General features: G+C 58.6%; 22 protein-coding genes. 6 read left to right on the top strand and 16 right to left on the bottom strand.

The window, feature by feature from the left end; genetic code table 11:
- The coding region (locus ACTJK9_RS05920) for a hypothetical protein (protein WP_440812843.1) at positions 1–112 on the bottom strand (112 nt) is incomplete at its 3' end.
- A gap of 265 nt (positions 113–377) precedes the next feature.
- Between ACTJK9_RS05920 and ACTJK9_RS05915 the strand changes: the two genes are divergently transcribed.
- Positions 378–1,679 (top strand): OprD family porin, encoded by a 1,302-nt coding sequence (locus tag ACTJK9_RS05915; RefSeq protein WP_064381736.1) that lies wholly within the window; start codon positions 378–380, stop codon positions 1,677–1,679.
- 155 nt (positions 1,680–1,834) lie between these two features.
- Here ACTJK9_RS05915 and ACTJK9_RS05910 read toward each other — a convergent pair whose 3' ends face one another.
- The 12 genes from ACTJK9_RS05910 to ACTJK9_RS05855 form a co-directional block, all read right to left on the bottom strand.
- Positions 1,835–2,455: a transglycosylase SLT domain-containing protein gene (locus ACTJK9_RS05910; protein WP_085610228.1), complete on the bottom strand. Its 621-nt coding sequence runs from the start codon at positions 2,453–2,455 to the stop codon at positions 1,835–1,837.
- Between the two features lie 44 nt (positions 2,456–2,499).
- Positions 2,500–3,438, bottom strand: coding sequence for a carbohydrate kinase family protein (locus ACTJK9_RS05905; protein ID WP_440812817.1), 939 nt, complete (start codon positions 3,436–3,438; stop codon positions 2,500–2,502).
- A gap of 13 nt (positions 3,439–3,451) precedes the next feature.
- Positions 3,452–4,948, bottom strand: a complete 1,497-nt coding sequence (gene xylB / locus ACTJK9_RS05900) for a xylulokinase (protein ID WP_440812815.1) — start codon at positions 4,946–4,948, stop codon at positions 3,452–3,454.
- 69 nt (positions 4,949–5,017) lie between these two features.
- Positions 5,018–6,490 (bottom strand): mannitol dehydrogenase family protein, encoded by a 1,473-nt coding sequence (locus ACTJK9_RS05895; RefSeq protein WP_440812813.1) that lies wholly within the window; start codon positions 6,488–6,490, stop codon positions 5,018–5,020.
- A 16-nt stretch (positions 6,491–6,506) separates the two neighbouring features.
- On the bottom strand, positions 6,507–7,610 hold the full coding sequence (locus ACTJK9_RS05890) for an ABC transporter ATP-binding protein (RefSeq protein ID WP_221397295.1): 1,104 nt from the start codon (positions 7,608–7,610) through the stop codon (positions 6,507–6,509).
- A gap of 23 nt (positions 7,611–7,633) precedes the next feature.
- Positions 7,634–8,464, bottom strand: a complete 831-nt coding sequence (locus tag ACTJK9_RS05885) for a carbohydrate ABC transporter permease (RefSeq protein WP_007957423.1) — start codon at positions 8,462–8,464, stop codon at positions 7,634–7,636.
- Positions 8,465–8,472: 8 nt separating this feature from the next.
- A complete protein-coding gene (locus tag ACTJK9_RS05880) occupies positions 8,473–9,399 on the bottom strand; it encodes a carbohydrate ABC transporter permease (protein WP_039768250.1) in 927 nt (308 codons plus the stop codon).
- Between the two features lie 169 nt (positions 9,400–9,568).
- A complete protein-coding gene (locus tag ACTJK9_RS05875) occupies positions 9,569–10,879 on the bottom strand; it encodes an ABC transporter substrate-binding protein (RefSeq protein ID WP_085610234.1) in 1,311 nt (436 codons plus the stop codon).
- A gap of 224 nt (positions 10,880–11,103) precedes the next feature.
- On the bottom strand, positions 11,104–12,009 hold the full coding sequence (locus ACTJK9_RS05870) for an AraC family transcriptional regulator (protein ID WP_085610235.1): 906 nt from the start codon (positions 12,007–12,009) through the stop codon (positions 11,104–11,106).
- A 75-nt stretch (positions 12,010–12,084) separates the two neighbouring features.
- A complete protein-coding gene (locus tag ACTJK9_RS05865; RefSeq protein ID WP_085610236.1) occupies positions 12,085–12,930 on the bottom strand; it encodes a phosphatidylinositol-specific phospholipase C domain-containing protein in 846 nt (281 codons plus the stop codon).
- Positions 12,931–13,083: 153 nt separating this feature from the next.
- The gene (locus tag ACTJK9_RS05860; protein WP_085610237.1) at positions 13,084–14,373 is read right to left on the bottom strand and encodes a glycosyltransferase; all 1,290 of its coding nucleotides are present in this window, start codon (positions 14,371–14,373) and stop codon (positions 13,084–13,086) included.
- Between the two features lie 165 nt (positions 14,374–14,538).
- Positions 14,539–14,904: a response regulator gene (locus ACTJK9_RS05855; protein WP_085610238.1), complete on the bottom strand. Its 366-nt coding sequence runs from the start codon at positions 14,902–14,904 to the stop codon at positions 14,539–14,541.
- A gap of 264 nt (positions 14,905–15,168) precedes the next feature.
- On the opposite strand from ACTJK9_RS05855, the gene ACTJK9_RS05850 reads away from it, so the two are divergent.
- The 5 genes from ACTJK9_RS05850 to ACTJK9_RS05830 are packed head-to-tail and all read left to right on the top strand — an operon-like array spanning position 15,169 to position 21,713.
- Positions 15,169–18,660, top strand: a complete 3,492-nt coding sequence (locus ACTJK9_RS05850) for a response regulator (RefSeq protein ID WP_221397299.1) — start codon at positions 15,169–15,171, stop codon at positions 18,658–18,660.
- The gene (locus tag ACTJK9_RS05845) at positions 18,660–19,493 is read left to right on the top strand and encodes a CheR family methyltransferase (RefSeq protein WP_064596454.1); all 834 of its coding nucleotides are present in this window, start codon (positions 18,660–18,662) and stop codon (positions 19,491–19,493) included. The genes ACTJK9_RS05850 and ACTJK9_RS05845 overlap by 1 nt, the downstream gene beginning before the upstream one ends.
- On the top strand, positions 19,490–20,083 hold the full coding sequence (locus tag ACTJK9_RS05840; RefSeq protein WP_064596456.1) for a chemotaxis protein CheB: 594 nt from the start codon (positions 19,490–19,492) through the stop codon (positions 20,081–20,083). Before ACTJK9_RS05845 ends, ACTJK9_RS05840 begins: the two co-directional genes overlap by 4 nt.
- A complete protein-coding gene (locus ACTJK9_RS05835; protein WP_085610240.1) occupies positions 20,077–21,291 on the top strand; it encodes a hybrid sensor histidine kinase/response regulator in 1,215 nt (404 codons plus the stop codon). Before ACTJK9_RS05840 ends, ACTJK9_RS05835 begins: the two co-directional genes overlap by 7 nt.
- A gap of 44 nt (positions 21,292–21,335) precedes the next feature.
- Positions 21,336–21,713: a response regulator gene (locus tag ACTJK9_RS05830; protein ID WP_007954537.1), complete on the top strand. Its 378-nt coding sequence runs from the start codon at positions 21,336–21,338 to the stop codon at positions 21,711–21,713.
- A 25-nt stretch (positions 21,714–21,738) separates the two neighbouring features.
- On the opposite strand, the gene ACTJK9_RS05825 is transcribed toward ACTJK9_RS05830, so the two are convergent.
- From ACTJK9_RS05825 to ACTJK9_RS05815, 3 genes are all read right to left on the bottom strand, one after another.
- Entirely contained in the window at positions 21,739–22,320 is a 582-nt protein-coding gene (locus tag ACTJK9_RS05825; RefSeq protein ID WP_256575321.1) for a hypothetical protein, read from the bottom strand.
- A gap of 553 nt (positions 22,321–22,873) precedes the next feature.
- Complete coding sequence (locus tag ACTJK9_RS05820) at positions 22,874–24,544, bottom strand: ATP-binding protein (RefSeq protein WP_440812805.1); 1,671 nt, start codon at positions 24,542–24,544, stop codon at positions 22,874–22,876.
- Positions 24,541–26,043 carry an ATPase domain-containing protein gene (locus ACTJK9_RS05815; RefSeq protein WP_064596462.1) on the bottom strand — a complete coding sequence of 501 codons (1,503 nt, stop codon included), beginning with the start codon at positions 26,041–26,043 and terminating at the stop codon, positions 24,541–24,543. The genes ACTJK9_RS05820 and ACTJK9_RS05815 overlap by 4 nt, the downstream gene beginning before the upstream one ends.
- Positions 26,044–26,071 lie beyond the last annotated feature (28 nt).

Here is a 26,071-nt window from a genome sequence, read left to right as displayed (position 1 = left end):
CGAAACGGAACGGTTCGTTGAGGGCTTCGCGACCGGTGAAGCTGAGGACTTGCAGGTCGGAGGAAGCGCCATCAATGGCAAACCTGATGTGAGTGGCATTGGCGTCCAGCATGCTTTGAATTCCATCCTTGAATAAGCAAGAAACAAATGTAGCGGGGTTCACGCATTTCGCACAATCGGAAAATCCTGCGCACGGATGTCAGCGGAACAACCAGTCAGTTTCAGACTAAAGTCGCCTGTAGCACGTCAAAGCCATCTGCCATCATTGCCGTTCACCCCCGCGTGTTCACTGCCTCCCGGTTCTTCACTGGTCCGGGACGGGAGCTATTTCTGGTTGTTTGCGCCTCTGCGCAATCGTTGTTCTGTTGGAGTTTTCAATGCGTCCCCCATTTCCCCTCATCACCCCGCGCCAGTCGCTTGGCTTCGGAGCCTTTGTGCTGTGCGCCGGTTTTACCGCGCAGGTCCAGGCCAGCGGTTTTTTCGAAGACACCACGGCGAAGATCGAATCGCGCACGGTGTACTTCAACCGCGATTTCCGTGACGGGCACACCTCCAGTGATCAGGGCGCGTCCAAGCGCGAAGAGTCGGCGCAGGGCTTTATTCTCAATCTGCAATCGGGCTACACCGAAGGCACGGTCGGTTTCGGGATCGATGCGCTGGGCATGGCGGGTTTTCAACTCGACTCCAGCCCGGATCGCAGCAACAGCGGCCTGTTGCCGTCCAGCGGCGACAACCCGCGCGGTTCGAAAGGTCAGTACGCGAAGATGGGCCTGACCGCCAAGGTGAAAGTCTCGGATACGGTGCTGAAATACGGCGCGCTGCTCCCGGATCTGCCGCTGCTCAAGTACAACGACGGCCGTCTGCTGCCAACCATGTTCAACGGTGCGATGCTGACCTCCAAAGAGGTGAAGGACCTGACCTTCATGGCCGCGCGTCTGGACAAGTACACCGCACGGGATTCGACCGATTCGCAAGACATCCGCGTGCACTGCAAGAACAAGCGTTATGCGTGCAACACCACCGCCGATCATTTCGACATGTACGGCTTCGACTACAAGATCAACGATCGCCTGACCGCGCAGTACCACTACGCCGAGCTGGAAGACATCTATCGCCAGCACTTCGTGGGTCTTTTGGCGAATCAGCCGCTGGGTGACGGCGTGCTGAAAGCTGATCTGCGTTTGCTGAAAAGCGCCGACAGCGGCGATGCCAAAGCCGGTTCCATCGACAACCGGGCGCTGAGCGGCATGCTGTCCTACGGCATCAGCGGCCACACCTTCAGCGCCGGTTGGCAACGCATGAACGGCGACAATTCAATGCCGTATCTGGATGGCAGCAACCCGTATCTGGTGAACTACGTTCAGGTCAACGACTTCGCCGCCGCTCAGGAACGCTCCTGGCAGCTGCGTTACGACTATGACTTCAAGGCGATCGGCATCAACGGCTTGAGCTTCCTGACCCGTTACGTGAACGGCGACCACATCAAGGTGCCGGGCAGCGATCAGGAAGGCAAAGAGTGGGAGCGCGACAGCGAGTTGAAATACGTGATTCAGACCGGGACGTTCAAGGATGTCAGCCTGCGGTTGCGTAATGCGACTTATCGCACCAACTACGAGAAGTTCGCTCGGGATGTGGATGAGACACGGTTGATCGTGAGCTACAACTTTTCGGTGTTGTAACCCATAGGTTGGCGGTGTCTGAACTGACGCCTTCGCGGGCAAGTCGAATCGTCGCACCGCCGCTCCCACAGGGATCTACGGTAACCACAAATTTAGTGAATGACGTAGAACCTGTGGGAGCGAGCCTGCTCGCGAAGGCGTCATTGCCGTCTTCGCTATAGCCAATGCCAGAACCGGCTCCAGAACCCGCGATTCAAATCATCCTTGCACGCTGCGTATTGCTGACCGTACATGTCCGAGCGGTTCTGCACCTTGCGCGCCACCGGCATCAGCCACGCCTTGCTGGCGTAGGTCTTCTGGCGAAAACCGCCCCAGCCTTCGTGGTAGTTGAGGTACTGGTTGTAGGCGTCGTACTTGTACACGCCGTTGATCGAGGTGGTCTTGTCCATGTACCAGCCGACGAAGTCGATGGCGTCGTCGAAGTCTTCGCGGTCGGCGCCGTACCGGCCGGTGCTTTTCTGGTAGTCGGACCAGACTTCATCCTTGGCCTGCGCATAGCCTGACGCCGTCGAAACCCGGCCCCACGGGATCACCCACAACAGGTATTTGCGCGGCGTCTTGGCGTCATAGCGGTAGCCGGACTCCTGATACATGATGGCGAACGGCACCTGGATCGGCACGCCCCAGCGCTTTTGCGTGACTTGCGCCGCGTCGTACCAATCACTTTTTTCGCGGAAAATCTCGCAGAGGTTTTCCGGCGAACGCGGCGGCGATGTCCCGCAACCGGTCAACAGTGCCGCCAATACCAACAGTCCAACCGTGCGCCGCGAATTCAAAAGCCGTCATCCCATCGTGCAAAAAAGGGCGCCAGTCTACGCGGTCAGGTCAACTGGTGGCGATAAGGCAAATCCGGACCTGTTTTGCTGCATGTAAGGGCGGCGGCCTGTACGGCAAACCTGAGCATGCCGTCGATCTGCTCGCGGTTAAGGTGCTGAACACCTTCCACCGAGTCCAGTTCATGTTCGGTCAGCCAGGTGATCAAAGCGGCCTGGAAGGTATCGCCGGCACCGACGGTGTCAGCGATCTTCACCGAAGAGGCCAGCACCGACCATGAGCCGTGAGCGCGACTGAAGACTGTTGCACCTTCACCGCCACGGGTCAGAAACACCACTTGGCAGCGATGCTGCAGCCAACCTTCCATAACCCGCGCCGGATCCTGCTCGGGGTACAGCAGGTTCAAATCCTCGTCGCTGACTTTGATCAGGTCCACCAACGGCACCAGCGTGGCGATCCGCTCGCGCCACAGGTCGATGTTCGGCTCGGGGTTGAGGCGCACGTTCGGGTCGAGGCTGATCAGGCGTTTACCGCTTTCGCGTTGCACCAGCGCAAGCAACGTATCGGCAACCGGTTGCACCACCAGCGAGAACGAACCGAAGTGCAAGCCGCGCACTTCCGGGCCCAGCGATGGCAGATGGGTCAGGCTCAGCTGACGGTCGGCGCAGCCTTCACCCCGGAAGCTGTAATGCGGCGAGCCGTTGGCACCCACCGCGACCATCGCCAGGGTGGTCGGCGCAGCGAAATCCACCAGATAGTCCGGGCGCACGCCTTCATCCTGCAGCACTTGATGCAAGCGTCTGCCGAGGTAGTCGGTGGACAACCCGCCAAACAGCGCCGAATTCACGCCCAGACGGCGCAAACCCACCGCCACGTTGAACGGCGAGCCACCGGCAATCGCCTTGAAATTGACTTTCGATGCCTGTCCGCCGGCATCGTCTTCGCTGAAGAAGTCGAACAGCGCTTCGCCACACACCAGGTACATAGTTGTTTGCTCTTTATAAGGTTGCGACATGCAGTCGATAGCGTTCATAGGCCTGCTGGAAGGCCGCGACATTCGCGGCAACCGGCAGGGTTTCACTGTTCAGGTCGAGCTTCACGCAGCGCTGACACAGGTCGGCCAGGGTGTCTTCGTGGCCGTTCGACCACGATTTGCACCACGCCGCCTGAATCGCCGCGCCCAGGGCTGCGGCTTCGCTCTGCTCGGTGCAGATCACCGGGGTGTTCATGATGTCGGCGACGATCTGCCGCCACACCGCGCTTTTCGAGCCGCCGCCGATCAGGCAAATGCTGCGGCTTTGTAAACCATTCTGGCGCAACAGATCCAGTCCATAACGCAGGCCGAAGGTGGTGCCTTCGACGGCGGCGCGGCACAGATTGGCCTGGGTCAGGTTATCGATGGTCAGGCCATGCAGGCTGCCGGTGGCGTGGGGCAGGGGCGGCACGCGTTCGCCGTTGAGGAATGGCAGCATGCTTACGCCTTCGGCACCAATCGGGGCCTGGGCCACCAAGGCGTTGAAGGCGTCGAGATCGAGGTTGAACAGTTCGCGGATCGCGCCGGTGGCGTTGGTCAGGTTCATGGTGCAGATCAATGGCAGCCAGCCGCCGCTCGAGGAACAGAAGGTCGCGACCGACGCATCCGGGCTGACTTTCGGTGCCTCGGCGTAGGCGTATACCGTGCCGGAAGAACCGAGGCTCATGGTGATCGCCCCCGGCTGAATATTGCCGGTGCCGATGGCGCCCATCATGTTGTCGCCGCCACCGCTGGACACCACCGCGTTGGGGTTGATGCCCAGCTGTTCGGCAATGGCGGGAAGGATCGTGCCGACCGCTTGATGGGCGTCGATCAGTTCCGGCAGCGCGGATTGCAGACGACCGCTGGCGTCGATGTCGCGCAGCAGCTGCAAATCCCATTGGCGGGTGCGCACATTGAAATAGCCGGTGCCGGATGCATCGCCGTATTCGCTGCACGCACGGCCGGTGAGCCAGAAATTCAGGTAGTCGTGGGGCAGCAGGATCCGTGCGATGCGGGAAAACACATCCGGATGTTGCTCCTTGGTCCACAACAATTTGGAGACGGTGTAACCCGGCGCGATGACCACGCCGAGGCGTTCCAGCGAACCTTGTTCACCGCCCAGATGAGTCAGCAGGCGATCGTTTTCAGGCGTGGTTTCGGTGTCGCACCAGAGCTTGGCCGGGCGCAGGACCTGGCCTTGATCGTCGAGCAACACCAGGCCGTGTTGCTGGCCGGAAACGCCGATGCCCTGGATTGACTGACCGTCGACATTTGCCGCCAATAAAGCGCGGCGGGTGGCGAGGGCGAAGGCTTCCAGCCATTGCGCGGTGTCTTGCTCGCGACGGCCGTTGGCGCCGCTGATCATCGTGTGGGCGGCGGCGCCCTGGCCGAGAACCTGACCGCTGACAGCGTCGAGGATAATGGCTTTGGTGCCTTGGGTGCCGCAGTCGATGCCGAGGAACAGTTGCTGTGTTGTCATGTGCGCTCCACACAGATCGAGGGACGCGGAGCGTCCCGTGCTGCATTCCCACGCAGAGCGTGGGAACGATCAGGTCAACAGGTGTTCGAGGGTGCGAGTCACGCCTTCTTCTCGCAAGCTGTTCAGGCACCACTCAAACGCTGCCACAAACTCCTTCGAACGCGGTATCGCCGTACCGAAGATTTCTTCAACCCCCAACAACCGCTCAGTGATCAAAGCATCCTCCGCCACCAACCCCTGACAGAACGCCGCCCGAGGATCCGGAATCGAGTAAGTGTCGCCATTCTCGTCCACGCCCTTCAAGTAAAGTGCCCAAGCCGCCACCACCAAAGCCGCGCGTTTGGTCTCGCGTCCATCGGCAATCAACCGATTGATCGTCGGAATGGTGAACTTGGGAAACTTCGACGAGCCATCCGAGCAAACCCGCTCCAACTGATCGGCAATCGCCTGATTGGAAAACCGCGCCACCAGCGTGTCCTTGTACTCGGTCAGGTCGATGCCCGGCACCGGCGCCAGTTGCGGGGTCACGTCCAGGTCCATGTAGGCGCGCATGTAGCGCACGAACAACGGGTCGTTCATGGTTTCGTGAACGAAGCGGTAGCCCTTCAAAAAGCCCAGGTAAGTCAGCGCCAGATGGCTACCGTTGAGCAGTTTGATCTTCATCTCTTCGTAGGGGGAAACATCGTCGGTGAACTGCACGCCGACCTTTTCCCACGCCGGGCGGCCGTTGACGAACTTGTCCTCCAGCACCCATTGCACGAAGGGTTCGCAGACCACCGGCCAGGCGTCGTCGACGGCGTGTTTGTCCGCCAGTTGCAGGCGATGCGCGGTGCTGGTCATCGGCGTGATGCGGTCGACCATGGCGTTGGGGAAACTGACATTGGCGTCGATCCAGCCACGCAGGTCCGGATCGAGCAGCGCGGCGAAGGCCAGCAGTGCCTTGCGGGTCACTGCGCCGTTGTGCGGCAGGTTATCGCACGACATCACCGTGAACGCCGGAGTGCCCGCCGCACGCCGCTTGGCCAACGCCGCACAGAGGAAACCGAACACGGTTTTCGGCTGTTGCGGGTTCGTCAGATCGTGCTGAATCTGCGGCAGGTGCGCCATGAATTCGCCGTTGCTGTCGTCGATGCAGTAACCGCCCTCGGTGATGGTCAGCGAGACGATGCGGATCTGCGGTTCGGCGAGTTTGTCGATCAGCACCTGGGCGCTGTCCTCGGCCAGCAGCATGTCGCGGATTGCGCCGATGACGCGGACTTCGGTGTCGTCGCTGTCGCCCAGTTCGAACAGGGTGAACAGGTAGTCCTGCTCCTTGAGATCGTCGCGGGCGCGGCGGTCTTCGGCGCGCAGGCCGACGCCGCAGATCGCCCAGTCCAGCGCTTCGCCGGTGTTCATCAGCGCGTCGGTGTAATACGCCTGATGCGCGCGATGGAAACCGCCGACGCCAATGTGGGCGATGCCTTGGCGGGTGTCGCTGAGGCTGTAGGCCGGCAGTTTCACTTCGGTGGCCAGGCGGTTGAGGTTTTGCTTGTTCAGTTTCATCGGGTCAGTCTCGAAATCAGGCGGCCGCGCGCAACGGGCGGGTCAGCGCCACGCCGTCGGCATCGAACAGATGGCAGTGGGCAGCGTCCAGGTGCAGGTTCAGTTGTTCGCCGTAACGGCTCGCCAGATCACCGCGCACACGCATGGTCAGGGCTTCGCCGGCGTTGGTCTTGACGTGGCAGAAGGTGTCGCTGCCCAGCCGCTCGCTGACGTCGGCGATGACTTGCAGGGTGCAGTCGCCCGCTTGTGCCAGCTCCAGATGTTCCGGGCGAATGCCCAGGGTCACGGCGCTGCCGACACTCAGGTTCGCCGCGTTGAAGGGCAGGGTGATGCGGGTGCCGGCATCCAGCGAGACTTCGCAACTCGCGCCGTCGATGCGCGCGATCTGCCCTTTGAGAAAGCCCATTTTCGGCGTGCCGAGAAAACCGGCGACGAACAGGTTGGCGGGGTTGTGATACAGCTCCAGCGGCGAGCCGACCTGCTCGATCTTGCCGCCATTGAGCACCACGACCTTGTCGGCCATGGTCATGGCTTCGACCTGATCGTGGGTCACGTAGATCATCGTGGCTTTGAGGTCCTTGTGCAGGCGCAACAGTTCCAGGCGCATCTGCACCCGCAGGGCGGCGTCGAGGTTGGACAGCGGCTCGTCGAACAGGAAGATTTTCGGGTTGCGCACGATCGCCCGGCCGATGGCCACGCGCTGACGCTGGCCGCCGGACAGTTGTTTCGGCTTGCGTTCCAGCATCGGGCCCAGTTCCAGAATGCGCGCCGCTTCGCCGACTTTCTTCTCGACTTCGGCTTTCGGTACGCCGGCCAGGTCGAGGGCGAACGACATGTTTTTCTTCACGGTCATGTGCGGGTACAGCGCGTAGGTCTGAAACACCATCGCCAGATCGCGCTTGGCCGGGCTGACTTCGGTGATGTCGCGCCCATCCAGTTCGATGGTGCCGCCACTGACTTCTTCAAGGCCGGCGATCAGGCGCAGCAGGGTGGATTTGCCGCAGCCCGACGGGCCGACGAACACCACGAATTCCTTGTCGTTCACCTCAAGGTCGATGCCCTTGATGATGGAAAAACCTTCGAAGCCTTTTTGCAGATTCTTGATTTTCAGGTTGGCCATGGTGGCGCTCCTCATGCGAATTCTTATTTCACGGCGCCGAACGACAGGCCGCGCACCAGTTGTTTCTGGCTGATCCAGCCGAAGATCAGGATCGGCGCGCAGGCCAGCGTCGAGACGGCCGACAACTTGGCCCAGAACAAGCCTTCGGGGCTTGAGTAGGAAGCGATCAACGCGGTCAGCGGCGCGGCTTTGGACGAGGTCAGGTTCAGCGACCAGAACGCCTCGTTCCAGCACAGGATCAGCGACAGCAGCACGGTCGACGCGAGGCCGCCCTTGGCGATCGGCAGCAGCACGCGGAGCATTTCCTGAGCCAGGGTGGCACCGTCGAGGCGGGCGGCTTCGAGGATGTCTTTGGGGATGTCCTTGAAGTAGGTGTAAACCATCCAGACCACGATCGGCAGGTTGATCAGCGTGTAGATCACGATCAGCGCGATGCGCGTGTCGAGCAGGCCGAAACTCTTGGCCAGCAGGTAGATCGGCATCAGCACGCCCACCGGCGGCAGCATCTTGGTGGAGAGCATCCACAGCAGCGTGCCCTTGGTGCGCTGGGTTTCGTAGAACGCCATCGAGTAGGCCGCCGGCACCGCGATCAGCAGGCAAAGAGCCGTGGCGCTGAAGGAAATCACCACCGAGTTCCAGGCAAAACTGAAGTAATCGCTGCGCTCGTTGATGTGCAGGTAGTTCTCCAGTGTCGGCGTGAAGATGAACTGCGGCGGCGTGGCGAAAGCGTCGATTTCGGTCTTGAAACTGGTCAGCACCATCCAGAAGATCGGGAAGAAAATGATGATCGCGATGGCCCAGGCCAGCGTGCCGAGCAGCAGGCTTTGCAGCCGGCGGGATTGTTGAAGAGTCATGGCAGGCCTCAGGCTTTGTCAGTCAGGTTTTTGCCGATCATCCGCACCAGAATGATCGCGGCGATGTTGGCGATGACCACGGCGATCAGGCCGCCGGCCGAGGCCATGCCGACGTCGAACTGCACCAGCGCCTGGTTGTAGATCAGGTAGGCGAGGTTGGTCGACGCGTAGCCGGGGCCGCCGTTGGTGGTGGTGAAGATTTCGGCGAACACTGACAGCAGAAAGATGGTTTCAATCATCACGACTACCGCAATCGGCCGCGCCAGATGTGGCAGGGTCAGGTGCCAGAAAATCGCGATCGGGCCGGCGCCGTCGAGGCGGGCGGCTTCCTTCTGTTCCTGGTCGAGGGACTGCATGGCGGTCATCAGGATCAGGATCGCGAAGGGCAGCCATTGCCACGACACAATGATGATGATCGACAACAGCGGGTAGTGGGCCAGCCAGTCCACCGGCTGCGCGCCGAACAATTTCCAGATGTAGGCGAGGATCCCGGACACCGGATGGAAAATCAGGTTCTTCCAGATCAGCGCACCGACCGTGGGCATGATGAAGAACGGCGAAATCAGCATCACTCGCACGATGCCGCGACCGAAGAATTCGCTGGCCTCCAGCAGCGCACTGATCAACACGCCGAACACCACGCTGATCAGCAGCACGCTGCCTACCAGCAGCAACGTGTTGGTGGCGCCAGGCATGAAGCCGGAGTCGGTCAGGAAGTAGGTGAAGTTTTCCAGCCCGACGAATTCGTTGGTGCCCGGATCGAGCAGGTTGTAGCGGATCATCGAGAAATAGACGGTCATGCCCAGCGGCACGATCATCCACAGCAGCAACAGGGCCACCGAAGGGCTGACCAGAAACCAGCCGGGATTGGCCACGCGGCTTTTGCGCCGGGGCTGCGACAGGTCGATGTGGGCTTTGGCAGTTGAAGTATTCATGGCGTTTACAACCGAGTCATACAGACCTATGGAGATCCCATGTGGGAGCGACGGTGCGACGATTCGACTTGCTCGCGAAGGCGTGGTGTCAGACAACAAATGTTTCACTGATACACCGCTTTCGCGAGCAAGCCCGCTCCCACAGAAGGCAGGAGAGGCTTTCGCAGGATTACTTCGGATAACCCGCGCGCTTCATCTCGCGTTCGGTGGTTTGCTGCGCGGCGGTCAGTGCCTGGTCGACCGTGGTCTGGCCGATCAGCGCCGCCGAGAACAGCTTGCCGACCTGGGTGCCTACACCCTGGAATTCAGGAATGGTCACCAGCTGGATGCCGATGTACGGCACAGGTTTGAGGGTCGGTTTGCTCGGATCAGCCGCTTTCAGCGATTCCAGCGTGACCTTGGCAAACGGCGCGGCGCTCATGTACGCGTCGCTGTAGGTCGAGGCGCGAGTGCCCGGCGGTACGTTGGCGATGCCGTCGGTCTTGGCGACCAGTGCGCCGTACTCTTTTGAGGTGGCCCAGGCGCTGAATTCCTTGGCGGCATCCTTGGCCTTGGAGCTGGTAGGGATCGCCAGCGCCCACGAGTACAGCCACGCCGAGCCTTTGTCGGTGACCTGATGCGGCGCGTAGGTGAAACCGACGTGATCGGCGACCTTGCTTTGGGTCTTGTCGGTGACGAACGAGCCGGCGACGCTGGCATCGACCCACATCGCGCATTTGCCGCTGTTGAACAGCGCGAGGTTTTCGTTGAAACCATTGCTGGAGGCGCCCGGTGGGCCGGACTTCTTCATGGTGTCGACGTAAAAGTTCAGCGCGTTTTTCCACTCTGGACCGCTGAATTCGGGTTTCCACTGCTCATCGAACCAGCGTGCGCCGTAGGCGTTGGCGATGGTGGTGATCAACGCGATGTTTTCACCCCAGCCGGCCTTGCCGCGCAGGCAGATGCCGTACTGTTCCTTGTCCTTGTGGGTGAGTTTTTCGGCGAAGCCAGCGATCTGTTCCCAGGTCGGACGTTCGGGCATGGTCAGGCCGGCGTCCTTGAACAGGTCGGTGCGGTAGTAGGTGATCGAGCTTTCGGCGTAGAACGGCAGGGCGTACAGCGAACCTTTGACTGACAGGCCTTCGCGCACCGATGGGAACACATCGTCGAGGGCGTAGCTGGCCGGCAGATCCTTCATCGGTTCAAGCCAACCCTTGGCGCCCCAGAGTGCAGCTTCGTACATACCGATGGTCAATACGTCGAACTGTCCGCCCTGAGTGGCGATGTCGGTGGTCAGGCGCTGACGCAGGACGTTTTCTTCCAGCACCACCCAATTGAGCTTGATGTCCGGATGCTCGGTCTCGAAGGTTTTCGAGAGCTTTTGCATGCGGATCATGTCGCTGTTATTGACGGTGGCGATGGTCAGGGTCTGGGCGCCAAGGCTGACGCTGCTGAGGGTCATGCAGGTGAGGGCCAGCAGAGCTTTTGCAGTGGGTTGCATCGTGCACTCCTTTTCTGACCCGGCGGGGGCAGAAGGACAGTTATTGTTTTTGTGTTCTTCCAGCGGGGAAGAATGTGCACTGATTACAGCCTTCTGACGCAGGGCTGACAAATCATCCGTAGCACTTGAATCGATACTTTTTTGCACTCGGGATTGGTGCGGCAAACGCAGGGAAGGGCGTTTCAGAAGGACGGCCTGCATTAATCCGTACAGGTTTTCCGGCGTCAGCCGTGGTTTTGCTCGGTCAGGCGCTGTACCACCAGTCGCCGATAATGCGAAGGCGTCATGCCTTTGAGCTGCTGAAAGCGCCGATTGAAATTCGAAATATTGTTGAAACCCGACTCGAAACACACCTCGGTCACCGGTTTGTCTCCATCCGCCAGCAGTTCGCAGGATTTGCTGATGCGCAGGCGATTGACGAATTCGATGAAGTTGCGCCCGGTGGCCTGCTTGAACACGCGGCTGAAATAGGTCGGCTTCATGCCCAGGTGCTCGGCGACTTCCTCCAGCGGCAACTCACGGGCGTAGTGGGCGAAGATGTAATCCACTGCGCGGTTGGTGCGGTCAATGTTGTGCTCGTCGGCCAGTTGCGGGGTGGTTGCGCCGGACAGCAGCTGGTAGTCGTCGCAGGCCGCCAGCAATTCCATCAGGATGAAAAAGTGCCCGAGACGGGTGATGCCGTTCGAATCGGCGATACGTTGCATCAGGGTCATGGCCTGGCGGATTGTCTGTGGGGAGCGGAATTCGATGCCGTATTGCGCACGCTCGAGCAGCGGCGCCAGGGTCTTGAGTTCGGCGAACACCTGATGACCGCTTTCGAACAACTCATCGGTGAAGTTGACCAGCATGTCGCGTTTCTCGACCACTTCGTCTTCGGCCACCTGGCTGATCCAGTTGTGCGGCAGATTGGGGCCGGTGAGAAACAGGGTCTGCGGGTAGAAGTTGCCGATGTAGTCGCCGATGAACACCTTGCCCGAACTGGCGACGATCAGGTGCAGCTCGTACTCCTTGTGAAAATGCCAGCGCACCAGCGGGCAGGGGAAGCCATGCTGGCGATAGATGATGGACAACCCGTTGTGGTCATCCATCAGCTCATAAGAAGGGTCGGTGACGCGGGCGGTTCGGGTCATGGCAGAGCGCTTTTATTGTTATCGCCCGGTGATCATGCCTCTTGTCACGTCGGTTGCGCCAGTTTCCATTGCGGCTCAGAGCGAGCGTTGTTCGGCCTTAATCACGTTGGCGACTCGGCAAAACTCCATCAGGTCGGACTCTTCCATGAAGTCGACGTTAATGATGTTGCACTTCAATGCCCAATCACTTTTATCCAGGTCGAACCACTCATTCAGCTGGTCATGAATGTCGACGGGACCACCAATGGAGGTATAACTGGTGGCGGATAACGACCAGGTATTCCACGTGCCTGGAGGGTTTTTCATCACTTTTTCAATGAATTGGCGCAATTCATCAGGACTGGTGATGTCGTTTTCCGACCATTTATGACTGATTTGATCGTGAAACACTCTGTAGTCGAGTTTCCAGTGCGATCTTGCAGCCGCAAAAACTCGCTGTTTCGGGCTGACGCGTTTTAGTTCTTGAAGAGTGAGAGACTGGTTGATACGGGGTACAAGGCGGTCTCCCAGCAAGTTGATGATCGTGTTGTTGAAGTATTCGAAATCGAAGTCATTACCCTTCAGTTCGTGAAAGTCCAGGATGATGAACTCATCCGGATTCTTTGCAAGGAAGTTGTTTATGTCATTGGCCAGGTCTTCCAGTGTTCGGGAGTTTGTATAGCCGCCGTGGTGCATGACGAACTTTCGCGCACCTTTACCATTGGCTTCATATTTCAGACGAATGTCGAGCGCACGGGCGCCGTGGTTCAGTTGCGCGTGAAAAGTATCGTGCTGACACGCCAGCCAGTGACGTGGAGGGCTAAAAAGCGGATAGGTGGCGCGCCAGTCACTGCCCGCGTTGTGAGTGCCGGGCAGTGTCAGTTCGCAGATGTTCAGCGAATCGATGTCGGGGGTCGTGCTCATCCAGTTGTAAGTTGCCATTAATGCGTCCTGCATAAGTGATCGAAAAGAGTGGCGATATGCTGATTGTTTAAAGAGCCACTTGCAGGATGTTTATAAGGTTTAAATCAGTGACGGGCTACGTGAGTGTTGATGCAATTTATTGACGATTGTTTGTAGAGTTTTCCGATGGTGCTATTTATTCCGGTTTTTAGCCTCGATCCACTGAGACATGTATTGTGTGCTCTTGTGTAAATGATGGCGCAACATGCTGCCGGTGAAGTTGTCGAGTCTTCGTTGTTGAATGTTTTTTCGGCATTCAAGCAACTTGTCGATCAGTGCCGGCCCATGAACGGCTCGCTGATAAATGTCTTCGAGCAGCGTTTGTCCACGGGATTGGGTTGCTTGCCAGAGTATTTCGTCGCGATAAAGCTGGACCGCGGCATTGGCGAAATCCTGCGCGGTGCGGCAGATTGCCCCCGGCCAGGGTTGGTGGGTATGCATGCCTTCAGCCCCTGTCGGCGTCGTGACACTTGGCGTTGCGCAAAGCATTGCATCGATCAATTTGCCCTTGATTCCCGCGCCGAAACGCAGGGGGGCCAGACAAACACGCGCATCAGACATGACCTGCAAGGCGTCTTCCGCCCAGTTCATGATATGGAACCCCTGTGAGGGATTGTGCAGGGCTGCTGCCTTGGGGGGCGTGTAAGCCCCGTAGATACGTAGCTGCGCCTTGGGCAGTTGCTCGCGGATCAGCGGCCAGATTGTCGATTTCAGCCACAACACGGCATCCCAGTTCGGCGCGTGACGGAAATTGCCGATACTGAGGAAGTCGACGCGTTCATCAAACTTTTTTGGCGATGCGCTGGGCGGTTCGACCATCAACGGGCACCAGTGCAACAGTTCGGGTGGCAACTTGAATTGCTGTACGAGCAGGTCGATTTCCACTGGCGAGATCATCAGATTCAGATCACAGCGATACAGCGCGGCAATCTCGCGCCTGGCCAGGTCGGTGTCAGCCATCAGCCTGAACTCTTCATGCAGTGCAGGCGCGAACAACGCATTAAAGTCGTTCGCGTCATCGCTGGCCTTCAACCGGTCCCTCAAACGCTGATGCCTGGCATGGCGCAAGCTCTGCAAATCCGAGGTTTCCAGAACACGCAACGCGTCGGGACAGTGTTTTTCTACCCGCCAGCCGAATTGTTCTTCAATCATGAATTGATCGAAGAGCACGATATCCGGGCCAAGTTCGCTGATGAATGTGTCGAAACTGCTGTTGTTCAGTTCGATCGGGACCGTATGGATCCCAAGTTCGCCCAAATCGGCCGGATGTTCGCCAACGCCGGCAGGGCTGGCAAAGGTGATTTGCCAACCCTGGTGCAGGAACGTTTCGAGAATTTGCATCACATGCCCGCTTGCCGCAGAGGAACGAGGTTCCGGCCAGACGTAACCAATGACGAGGACTTTGGTTGCGGGCTGACTCATGAGAAACGGTTCCTGGAACGAAGTGACGGAAAAAAGGCGCGCGGATTAGACCATAACCCAGGCATCGGGTGATCCGTTTTTATCGGGTTTGCATCGGATGAGGCCGAGGGAGAAGGCGATCGACAGGGCGCGTGAAAGCTTCATTCAGACATTGAAGTCTCGTGCTCAGGATTGCCCGAGAACGGCTTTGACCTTGTCTCGCAGTTGATCAATGGAAAATGGCTTGCCGATCACATGCATGTCCACCGGTACTTCAATGGTCTCGGCATAACCGCTGGCAAACAGAATCGGCAGTGCGGGGCGAATATTGCGGGCTTCGGTGGCCAGTTGACGGCCATCCATGATCGGCAAGCCGACATCGGTCATCATCAGGTCGATGTGCTGATTCGTATCCTTGAGGATTTCCAGCGCCTGCTCGCTGCCATCTGCCTCCAGAACCTTGAACTCCAGCTCCTCCAGCACATCGACGATCAGCATGCGCACGATGGCATCGTCTTCTACTACAAGGATGGTGGACACAGGGTTGGACATAATGGCGGCTCTCAAGAATGGGGGACGGGGCGCCGGTCGATCAAAAATGCCGGGCTCTTGCATGAGTAAGTGGCGCATAGCCACAAGTTCCCGACTGCATACAAAAAAAGGATAGGCGCAAACGGGCGGGCAAGGATAACTGTTGGGCCCCGATTCGGCGTAGGCAAATGTAGGAAAACAGTATTAAAGCTGTGAGAAAAATGGATCCATGGTGCCGTTTTGGGGCAAACTCCCTGGTTTTCAACAGTTCGACAAGGCTGCCACATGTCCTCTCCGTCTTCGGTTGATGAGCAACGGTTTCGCAAACTCCTGAGCCGCAACGTCAGTTTGCCGTTGGGCGTCGGCGTCATCAGTGCCGTGTTCTTCATTTCATTGATCACCTATTTGTTGTCTGTGATCCAGTGGGTGGAGCACACCGACCGGGTGATCAATAACGCCAACGAAGCGGTGAAACTCACCGTGGATCTGGAAACCGGCATGCGCGGGTATCTGCTCAGCGGCGACGAGCATTTCCTCGATCCGTACGAAACGGCCAAGCCTCGCATCGCCGTGGCTCTGAATACCTTGCTCGAACTGACTGCGGACAATCCGGCTCAGACCGATCGCCTGCGTCGACTTCAGGCGCTGCAAATCGAGTGGGCGACCTATGCGCAGTCGATGATCGATCTGCAACGCGCCAGTGGCGATTACAAATCGGCGGTCAAAGCGGGGAAGGGCAAGCGCCTGACCGACGAAATACGTAAACAGTTCGAAGATGTGATTGAAACCGAACAGTTGCTGCGTGCCTCCCGTAATGAGGATGTGCGCCGCACCACGGTCTGGAGCATCAGCCTTTATCTGCTGTTCGTGGCGGGCATCAGCGGTCTGTTGGCCTATGTCGGTCGGCGCGATCTGCTCAACCTGTCGCAAAGCTATGGCGCGACCCTGGCGGCGCAAGAGGCCAGTGCAAAGCGTCTGGAACAGCAAGCCTGGTTGCGCAACGGCCAGACTCAGCTCGCCGAGCAAGTGCTGGGGCAACTGACGGTCAATCTGCTGGGGCGCAATATCCTGCAATTCTGCGCCCAGTACCTCGGCACCGCCGTGGCCGCGTTGTATGTGCGCGAGGAACATGGCGGCCTCAAACGTGTGGCGAGTTACGGTTTCTCCCGCGAACAGGAACAACAGGATCAATTGATCGGCAGCGATGAAGGCATCGTCGGGCAGGTCGCCCAGCAGGCTCGGCTGATCCGTCTCGACTCGGTGCCATCCGATTACTTCAAGGTCAGCTCCGGTCTGGGCGAAGGCCTGCCGCACAGTGTGCTGGTGGTGCCGACCAGTGATGACGACCGGGTCAACGGCGTGATCGAACTCGGGTTCCTGCGTCCGCTCACCGACCGTGATGTGGCGCTGCTGGAACTGATCGCCGGCAACATCGGCACGTCCATCGAAGCGGCGCGTTATCGCCAGCGTTTGCAGGAAGTGCTGGCCGAAACCCAGCAACTGAATGAAGAGTTGCAGGTGCAGCAGGAAGAGCTGAAGACCGCCAACGAAGAGCTGGAGGAACAGTCGCGGATTCTCAAGGAGTCCCAGGCTCACCTGGAAACCCAGCAAGTCGAGCTGGAGCAGACCAACGAGCAACTGGCCGAGCAGGCGCAGACCCTGGCCGAGCAGCGCGACGCCATGGATCAAAAGAACAACGAGCTCAATCGGGCCCAGGTGCAGCTCGAAGAGCGTGCCGAGGAACTGCAGCGTTCGAGCAAATACAAGTCCGAGTTCCTGGCCAACATGTCCCACGAACTGCGCACGCCGCTGAACAGTTCGCTGATCCTGGCCAAGCTGTTGGCAGAAAACCCGCAGGACAACCTCAGTGCCGAGCAGGTGAAGTTTGCCGAGTCGATCTATTCCGCCGGCAACGATTTGCTCAACCTGATCAACGATATTCTCGACATTTCCAAGGTCGAAGCCGGCAAACTCGAAGTGATCCCGGAAAACACCAGCGTGGCACGTCTGGCCGACGGCTTGCGCGGTATGTTCGAACCACTGGCGGCAGACAAGCAACTCGCATTCAGTGTCCAATTGCAGCCCGATGCGCCGATTACGCTGTTCACCGACCGCCAGCGTCTGGAACAGGTGATCAAGAACCTGCTCTCCAACGCCGTGAAATTCACCGAGCAAGGCGCGGTCAGCCTGACCATCGCCGGCCAGCCGGACGATCACATTGCCTTTATCGTGCGTGATTCGGGGATCGGGATCGCAGCGGATCAACAGGAAAGCATTTTCGAGGCCTTCCGTCAGGCTGACGGCACCACCAACCGCAAATACGGCGGCACCGGCCTGGGTCTGTCGATTTCCAGGGATCTGGCGACGCTGCTGGGTGGTTCGATCAGCGTCACCAGTGCGCCGGGGCAGGGCAGTGTCTTCACCCTGGTGCTGCCGCAGCAATACCGCGAGCCGGGCGACGCGCCGGTCGCGCCGCTGACGTTCAGCCCGCCCGCTGCCGCTCCGGTCATTGCACCCGCCGTGACGGTTTCGCCGCTGGCCTCTGTCGACATTCCGCGTTTCAACGATGACCGCAATAAAGCGCCGTTTGATACCCGCTGCATTCTGGTGGTGGAAGACGAGCCGAATTTCGCCCACATCCTCTATGACCTGGCCCATGAACTGGGCTATCAATGCCTGGTTGCCCACGGTGCCGACGAAGGTTATGACCTGGCCAAAGAGTTCGTGCCGGACGCGATCCTGCTGGACATGCGCCTGCCGGATCACTCGGGCCTGACCGTCCTGCAGCGTCTGAAAGAACACGCCGAAACCCGGCACATCCCGGTGCACGTAATTTCCGTGGAAGACCGCGTCGAAGCGGCCATGCACATGGGCGCCATCGGTTACGCGGTCAAGCCGACCACTCGCGAAGAGCTCAAGGACGTGTTTGCCCGTCTCGAAGCCAAGCTCACGCAGAAGGTCAAACGTGTGCTGCTGGTGGAGGACGACGATCTGCAGCGGGAAAGCATTGCCCGCCTGATCGGCGACGATGACATCGAAATCACCGCCGTCGGCCTGGCGCAGGACGCGCTGGAACTGCTGCGCACGACGATCTTCGATTGCATGGTCATCGATCTGAAGCTGCCGGACATGCTTGGCAACGATCTGCTCAAGCGCATGTCCACCGAGGACATCTGCTCGTTCCCGCCGGTCATTGTCTACACAGGGCGCAATCTGACCCGCGACGAAGAAGCCGAACTGCGCAAGTACTCGCGTTCGATCATCATCAAGGGCGCACGCTCGCCGGAACGTCTGCTGGATGAGGTCACACTCTTTCTGCACAAAGTCGAATCACAGTTGTCCCATGAACGGCAGAAGATGCTCAAGACCGCCCGCAGCCGCGACAAGGTCTTCGAAGGACGCAAGGTGCTGCTGGTGGACGACGATGTACGCAACATATTCGCCCTGACCAGCGCGCTGGAAACCAAGGGTGCCGTTGTGGTGATCGGCCGTAACGGCCGCGAAGCGATTGAAAAACTGAATGAAGTCGAGGACATCGACCTGGTGCTGATGGACGTGATGATGCCGGAGATGGATGGTTTTGAAGCCACCATCGAAATCCGCAAGGATCCGCGCTGGCGCAAGTTGCCGATCATCGCGGTGACGGCCAAGGCCATGAAGGACGATCAGGAGCGCTGCCTGCAGGCGGGCGCCAATGATTACCTGGCCAAGCCTATCGACCTGGATCGTCTGTTCTCGCTGATTCGCGTGTGGTTACCCAAGATGGAACGCATTTAGTGGAACGTAGTAATTCCGTTGAGCGGAACAGTGAAATCGAACTGCGGTTGCTGATCGAAGCGATTTATCTCAAGTACAGCTACGATTTTCGCGATTACTCCGGCGCCTCGATCAAGCGCCGTGTGCAACATGCGTTGAGCCAGTTCGAGTGCGCGACCATCTCGGCCTTGCAGGAGAAAGTCCTGCATGACCCGACGGCGTTCATGCAGTTGCTGCAATTGCTGACGATCCCGGTCAGCGAGATGTTCCGCGATCCATCGCACTTCCTGGCAATCCGTCAGGAAGTGGTGCCGCTGCTCAAGACTTATCCGTCGATCAAGATCTGGATCGCCGGTTGCAGTACCGGCGAGGAGGTCTACTCGATGGCGATCCTGCTGCGCGAAGAAGGCCTGCTTGATCGTACGATCATCTACGCCACCGACATCAACCCGCGCTCGCTGGACAAGGCCAAGCAAGGGATCTTTTCGATGGAAAACGTGCGTGCCTACACCGCCAACTATCAGCAGGCAGGCGGCCAGCGTTCGTTCGCCGACTACTACACTGCGGCCTATGGCTACGCGATTTTCGACAAGAGCCTGTGTGAGAACGTTACGTTCGCCGATCACAGCCTGGCGACCGATAGCGTATTCTCCGAAACTCAATTAATTTCATGTCGTAATGTATTGATTTACTTCAATAAAAAACTTCAGGATCGAGCTTTCGGGTTGTTCCATGAATCGTTGTGTCACCGTGGATTCCTGGTGCTGGGCAGCAAGGAAACACTCGACTTCTCAGGCTATGCCAACCAGTTCGAACCCCTGGTTAAACAAGAACGGATTTACCGCAAATCATGAACAGTGCCGCGGATTTGCCTCGGGTCGAGGCGATTGTGGTCGGAGCTTCCGCCGGTGGCGTCGAGGCGTTGCTGACCTTGCTTGGTTCGCTGCGGGCCGGGTTCGGGCTGCCGATCATCATCGTGCTGCATCTGCCGGAAGAGCGTCGCAGCCAGCTCGTCGAGGTATTCGCCCGGCGGCTGGCGCTGCCGGTCGCTGAAGCCATCGACAAACAGGACATCATGCCCGGCACCGTGTATTTCGCCACGCCGGGTTATCACCTGTCGGTGGAGCAGGATCGCAGCCTGTCGCTGAGCCTTGAAGACCGTTTGCATCATTCGCGGCCTTCGATCGATTTCCTGTTCGAATCCGCCGCTGATGCCTACGGGCCGGCGCTGGCCGCCGTGCTGCTGACCGGCGCCAACCATGATGGCGCGCGAGGCCTGGCCCAGGTCAAACGCCGGGGCGGCCTGACCGTCGTGCAGGATCCGGATGACGCACAGGTCGATACCATGCCTCGCGCGGCACTGAAAACGCATCAACCGGATTACATACTTCCCATACACGGCATCGGCCGTCTGCTTGTCGAGCTGGAACGAATCGCATGCTGAGTAATATCCAGGCAAAACTGCTGATCGTCGACGATCTGCCCGAGAACCTGCTGGCCCTCGAAGCGCTGATCAAACGTGAGGATCGCACCGTCTACAAAGCATTGTCGGCGGACGAAGCACTGTCGCTGCTGCTGCAACACGAATTCGCCATGGCCATTCTTGACGTGCAAATGCCCGGCATGAACGGCTTTGAACTGGCCGAATTGATGCGCGGTACCGAGAAAACCAAGAACATTCCAATCATCTTCGTCAGCGCCGCTGGCCGCGAACTCAATTACGCGTTCAAAGGCTACGAAAGCGGGGCAGTGGACTTCCTGCACAAGCCGCTGGATATCCATGCGGTAAAAAGCAAGGTGAACGTGTTTGTCGATCTGTACCGCCAGAGCAAGGCGATGAAGCAACAGGTCGAAGCGCTGGAGCAGAGTCGTCGCGAACAGGAGGCGCTGCTTCAGCAACTGCAAAGAACCCAGGGCGAACTGGAGCAGGCGGTACGCATGCGTGACGATTTCATGTCGATCGTCGCCCACGAAGTGCGCACGCCCCTTAACGGTCTTATCCTCGAAACCCAGTTGCGCAAGATGCATCTGGCCCGGGACAACGCCGCCGCGTTCACCCTCGACAAAATGCACGCGATGGTTGACCGCGACGAACGCCAGATCAAAAGCCTGATCCGGCTGATCGAGGACATGCTCGACGTCTCGCGGATCCGCACCGGCAAGCTGTCGATCCGACCGAGTCGTTTCGATCTCGCGCAGTTGGTGAGCAACTTGCTGCAAAACTTTGCGCAACAGATCGAGGCGGCGGAAACCACCGTTTCCTTCGAAGCGGAGAGTCCGGTCGAAGGCTGCTGGGATGAGTTTCGCATCGAACAGGTGATTTCCAACCTGCTGACCAATGCCTTGCGTTATGGCGCTAGAAGCCCGATTCAGGTGCGCGTCTATCGCCAGGGCAACCACGCACGGGTCGAGGTTCAGGATCACGGCATCGGCATCAGTGAGGAAAATCAGAAACGCATTTTTCAACAGTTCGAACGGGTCTCCGCCAAGACAGTGGTGGCCGGCCTCGGACTGGGTCTGTTCATCTCCGAACAGATCGTCGCCGCCCATGGCGGCTTCATCGTCGTCGAAAGCAAGATCAACGAGGGCGCCCTGTTTCGCGTTTGTCTGCCGCTCCAGGAAAACGGCGAAACAAACGCAACCTCTGAGTGACCGCACGGTCGTATCAGCAGCTATTGACCGAACAAAGGCTTCCCATGAGCGTAGATGCACAAGATGTAGTACTCGTCGTCGAGGACGAACCGGTGATCCTGATGGTGCTGACAGACTATCTGTCAGGGCAGGGCTATCGCGTATTGCAGGCCGAGAACGGCGAGCAGGCGTTCGAGATTCTGGCGAGCAAGCCGCATCTGGACATGTTGATTACTGATTTCCGCTTGCCTGGCGGAATCTCCGGCGTGCAGATCGCCGAGCCCGCCGTCAAATTGCGCCCTGATCTGAAGGTGATTTTCATCAGCGGCTATCCGCAGGAAATCCGCGAGACCGGCAGCCCCATCACCCGCCGGGCGCCGATCCTGGAAAAACCGTTCGATCTGGATGTGTTGCAGGAGAAGATCCAGGAACTGTTGGCCTGAGGCGTGCNGCAGCACGCCAGTATTGCTAATGAACCTGATCCGCAGCGCTGTAGGTGAACGCAGCATCGGCATCAGTCGTAGCGGGTAACGTCAGCTTTATGATCGGGACGACTTTCCCTCCCGTCTTGTTGAAGAAATCCTTTTGATCATGCTGAGCGCCCGCCAGTCCACCTGGCAGGTAGTAAAACGCCTCAATGGGAAGTTCTTCCGGGATATTTTGTGGCCAGTTGGCGAGAATCAATTCACTGTAGTCGTATGCACCTGCGAAGTAGTTTTTCAGGTTGTGCGCGCGAATGGTCTGATAAAACGAATCGGCCGCCAGGTTGTTCATTGAGTCTTGAACATCGAATGGACATATGTTCCATTTTCCAGAGTTGATATTGGCCACCCACTGCTCTGCGGTGGTGATGCCGATGGTTTGGCAACGACGACTCCTGTCAGGTGAATAAGGGTGTGCTCCACAACCAGGCTTTTCTCTCAACTGCGTTGCTCCATCCCGCGGGTAGGCACACAAAATTTGAATTTGTCGGCTGCCTACCGGACGGGACAGAACCGGGTAGAAAATAAACCCGCTGGTTTGTCCAAAAACGAGGCTTTTGAACTTCATGTCTTTTCTCAGGTAGGTAAACGACACGCCTCCACTTGTTTGTGAGTGGGGGCTAGGATTCCAGGTGGAATATGCGTTTGTGAACGAGGGTACGGTCGAACGCAGGACAATCCCTGTGCATAGAAAGGAGGGCATCGATTCGGAGCCACAATTGCGTCTGAGGTCGTTGTAACGTGCGGTCAGATCAGACGCAACCTGTCTGCCTGTTTGCGCAGAACTGGAAATCGTATTGACAGCACCCATTGTGCTTTCAGGTTCTTTTACCTGTGCTTGTTCCCGGCTCTCACACCCCCCCAAAGTCAATACAAACACCAATGCCAGTAAACAGTGCTTGTTCATTTTTTTGCCTCTCATGCTATAGGGCGTTTTTTGAGAGAACAGCTCTCTCGAAGGGAGAACCAAAAAGCATTTAGGTGAGTGATTCAAACAGGGGCAAGTGCAGTTGAACAGCTGTCAAAGTTGACAGGTTTCAAGCATGAAAAAGCGGCCTATGCTGCACAGTTGGCCGCTTATGAGAATTTACCGTCCGTCAGGATGGACAAGCAGCAAAGCGTCACCCGCGAATCATCTCCCGCACCTTCGCCGTCAGCAGATCGAAGGTGAACGGCTTGGTGATCATCTGCATCCCGGAATCAAGGAACCCGCCGCGCACAGCGGCGTGTTCAGCGTAACCGGTAATGAACAGAACCTTCAGGTCGGGCCGGTATTGCCGGCCGATTTCCGCCAGTTGCCGGCCGTTCATGCCCGGCAGGCCGACGTCGCTGATCAGCAGATCGATGCGTTGCTCCGAATCCAGAATCGGCACGGCACTGTCGGCATCGCTGGCCTCGACAAATCCATAACCCAGTTCGCTCAACACTGCACTGACCAGCACCCGCACCGCCGGGTCGTCTTCAACGATCAATACGGTTTCGCCTTCCACGGCGTCGGGGGCCTGTTCAATGTCCAGCGGCTCATGCGGCAATGTCTCGCCTTTGAACCGTGGCAGATAAAGTTTGACCGTGGTGCCCTTATCAATCTCGCTCTCGATCGAGACATGACCACCGGATTGTTTGCTGAAGCCATAGATCATCGATAAGCCGAGCCCCGTGCCCTGGCCGATCGGCTTGGTGGTGAAAAACGGATCGAACGCCCGGTTGATGACGTTTTCCGGCATGCCGCAGCCGTTATCGCTCACGCTCAATACGACGTAATCGCCGGGCTCCAGATTAGTGTAAGCGGCAGTAAAGTCGCGCCCCAGCACCTGATTACCGGTCTCGACCACCAGATGGCCGCCGCTGGGCATCGCGTCGCGGGCGTTGATTACCAGATTGAGCAGGGCGCTTTCCAGTTGATTGGGGTCAGCCTCGGCTACCCATAGCTCCTGGTGCAGGCGCATTTCCAGATGAATGCTTTCGTTGAGGCTGCGTTGCAGCAACTCGCCCATCGATTGCACCAGATCGTTCATTTTTACGGCTTTGGAGTCCAGCGACTGGCGTCGGGAGAAAGCCAGCAGGCGATGAGTCAGGCCGGCGGCACGGTTGGCCGAGGTCACGCCGAGATCGATCAGGCTGTCGAGATCCTCCGTCCGGCCACGCGCCAGTCGACGGCGGATCAACTCGAGGCTGCCGATGATGCCGGTCAGCATGTTATTGAAGTCATGGGCGATACCGCCGGTCAATTGCCCGACCGCTTCCATTTTCTGCGACTGGCGCAGCGCTTCCTCGTTGTGCCGCAGCTGGGCGGTGCGTTCTTCGACTTGTTGCTCAAGGGTTTCCAGGGTCGATTGCAGGCGTCGTTCGCTTTCGCTCAGATCGATCAGGCGGTCGCGGGCTTCGTACTGTCGTCGTCGACCGCGAAGGGCGGTGGAGATCAGGCTGACCAGGGTCACCGGATGGAAAGGACGTTCAAGAAACGTCACGTTGCCCAGCAATTTGCTCAACTGCGACGAGGGTCCCTGTTGGGATCCTCCGTGGTGGGTCAACAACACAATCGGCAGATCCGACCAGGCGGGCTGTTGATCCAGATACGCCAGCAGGGTTTCCAGATCCGGGCCCAGCAAGGCTTCGGACGCAATCAACAGCAACCCGGCACCGGGTTCGAGTTCGGTGCAAAGCGTTCTGAGGTCGGGAGTGATCAGGCCACCGTAGCCCGCTTCGTTGAGGATCATCAACGCAACCTGACTGTCGCGCCCGAGGGGGGCGAGGATCAACGCCCGTTCCGACAGTGGTACGGTGACTGTCACAAGAAATCGTCCTTAAGCAGCGGATTGCTCGCGCCGAGGTAGGTCGGTACGCCGCGCAGCACCCCCTGAAAGGCTTCCAGTGGTTCGCCGATGGTCATGCCTTTCGTGGAAATGCGGTATTCGCGAATGGTCGATTCATGGCTGCCGGTACGTTTCTTGATGATCGAGATGGCTCGGCGCACCTTGCCGATCGCTTCGAAGTAGCGCAGCAGAATTACGGTGTCGGCCAAATAGGTGATGTCCACCGGCGCCTGCATGTCGCCAACCAGACCGTGTTGGGCGACGGTCATGAAGGTCGCGGCGCCCTTGCGGTTCAAGTACAGCAACAGTTCGTGCATGTGCAGCACCAAGGCGTTTTCTTCCGGCATCGCGGCCTGATAACCGTTGATGCTGTCGATCACCACGGTCTTGATGTCTCTTTCATCGACGCAGCGCCGCACACGGTGGGAGAACTCGCCGGGGGACAGTTCGGCGGCGTCGACCTGTTCGATCAGCAGATTACCGGTGGCTCGCAGAGCCTTGAGGTCGATGCCGATGTTTTTCATGCGCTCGAACAGCTGCTCCAGCTCTTCATCAAAGATGAACAGCGCGGCTTTTTCCCCGCGTGACACCGCTGCGGCCGCGAAGATCATCGAGATCAACGACTTGCCGGTGCCTGCCGGGCCCAGAATCAATGTGCTGGAGCCGGTTTCGATGCCGCCGCCCAAGAGCGCGTCCATCTCTTTTATGCCGCTGGACAGCTGCAGACGCGGGTAATCGCCCCGGTGCTCGGCCGCCACCAGACGCGGGAAAACATGCACGCCATCGCCCATGATGGTGAAGTCATGGTAGCCACCACGATATTTCTGGCCGCGATACTTGACCACCCTGACGCGTCGGCGTTCGGCGCCGTAGTTGGGCGTTAATTCCTCGAGCCGGATCACGCCGTGGGCAACGCTGTGCACGGTCTTGTCGAGGGATTCGGTGGTCAGGTCATCCAGCAGCAGCACCGTGGCGTCATAGCGCACGAAGTAATGCTTGATTGCCAGAATCTGTCGACGGTAGCGCAGGGAGCTTTGCGCGAGCAGGCGAATCTCTGAAAGGCTGTCGAGTACCACCCTGGTCGGCTTGAAGCGTTCGACCACCTCGAAAATCTGTTTGGTCGCCTCGCCCAGCTCCAGATCCGATGAATACAGGAGACTCTGCTGATGCTCGGCGTTGAGCAGGTTTTCCGGGGGAGTCAGCTCGAAAATTTCGATATTTTCGCCCAGCTCCCATCCGTGGGAGGCCGCGCCCTGACGCAGCTCATGCTCGGTTTCGGAGAGCGTAATGTACAAAGAGCGCTCACCGGCACGGGCGCCGGCCAGTAAAAAATGCAACGCGACCGTGGTTTTACCGGTTCCAGGCTCACCCTCCAGCAAGAAAACGTGACTGCGGGACAGGCCACCGGCGAGGATATCGTCCAGCCCTTCGATGCCGGTGGCGGCTTTTGCACTGATCAACGCGTTCGATGTAGACAAAAAATGCCCTCTCATGACTAGGGGAAAC

The organism is Pseudomonas sp. 22082 (assembly GCF_052046055.1).
In the GTDB taxonomy this organism is placed as follows: Bacteria; Pseudomonadota; Gammaproteobacteria; order Pseudomonadales; family Pseudomonadaceae; genus Aquipseudomonas; species Aquipseudomonas pharyngis.
Note: the sequence above shows the minus strand (reverse complement) of the source record. Positions and strands in the feature narration are given on the sequence as shown.

Bases quoted from the DNA above. Each gene is read 5' to 3' on its own strand.
- ACTJK9_RS05915 (WP_064381736.1), top strand. From the start codon at position 378: ATGCGTCCCCCATTTCCCCTCATCACCCCGCGCCAGTCGCTTGGCTTC.
- ACTJK9_RS05905 (WP_440812817.1), bottom strand. From the start codon at position 3,438: ATGTACCTGGTGTGTGGCGAAGCGCTGTTCGACTTCTTCAGCGAAGAC.
- xylB (WP_440812815.1), bottom strand. From the start codon at position 4,948: ATGACAACACAGCAACTGTTCCTCGGCATCGACTGCGGCACCCAAGGC.
- ACTJK9_RS05895 (WP_440812813.1), bottom strand. From the start codon at position 6,490: ATGAAACTGAACAAGCAAAACCTCAACCGCCTGGCCACCGAAGTGAAA.
- ACTJK9_RS05890 (WP_221397295.1), bottom strand. From the start codon at position 7,610: ATGGCCAACCTGAAAATCAAGAATCTGCAAAAAGGCTTCGAAGGTTTT.
- ACTJK9_RS05885 (WP_007957423.1), bottom strand. From the start codon at position 8,464: ATGACTCTTCAACAATCCCGCCGGCTGCAAAGCCTGCTGCTCGGCACG.
- ACTJK9_RS05880 (WP_039768250.1), bottom strand. From the start codon at position 9,399: ATGAATACTTCAACTGCCAAAGCCCACATCGACCTGTCGCAGCCCCGG.
- ACTJK9_RS05875 (WP_085610234.1), bottom strand. From the start codon at position 10,879: ATGCAACCCACTGCAAAAGCTCTGCTGGCCCTCACCTGCATGACCCTC.
- ACTJK9_RS05870 (WP_085610235.1), bottom strand. From the start codon at position 12,009: ATGACCCGAACCGCCCGCGTCACCGACCCTTCTTATGAGCTGATGGAT.
- ACTJK9_RS05865 (WP_085610236.1), bottom strand. From the start codon at position 12,930: ATGGCAACTTACAACTGGATGAGCACGACCCCCGACATCGATTCGCTG.
- ACTJK9_RS05860 (WP_085610237.1), bottom strand. From the start codon at position 14,373: ATGAGTCAGCCCGCAACCAAAGTCCTCGTCATTGGTTACGTCTGGCCG.
- ACTJK9_RS05855 (WP_085610238.1), bottom strand. From the start codon at position 14,904: ATGTCCAACCCTGTGTCCACCATCCTTGTAGTAGAAGACGATGCCATC.
- ACTJK9_RS05850 (WP_221397299.1), top strand. From the start codon at position 15,169: ATGTCCTCTCCGTCTTCGGTTGATGAGCAACGGTTTCGCAAACTCCTG.
- ACTJK9_RS05840 (WP_064596456.1), top strand. From the start codon at position 19,490: ATGAACAGTGCCGCGGATTTGCCTCGGGTCGAGGCGATTGTGGTCGGA.
- ACTJK9_RS05835 (WP_085610240.1), top strand. From the start codon at position 20,077: ATGCTGAGTAATATCCAGGCAAAACTGCTGATCGTCGACGATCTGCCC.
- ACTJK9_RS05830 (WP_007954537.1), top strand. From the start codon at position 21,336: ATGAGCGTAGATGCACAAGATGTAGTACTCGTCGTCGAGGACGAACCG.
- ACTJK9_RS05825 (WP_256575321.1), bottom strand. From the start codon at position 22,320: ATGAAGTTCAAAAGCCTCGTTTTTGGACAAACCAGCGGGTTTATTTTC.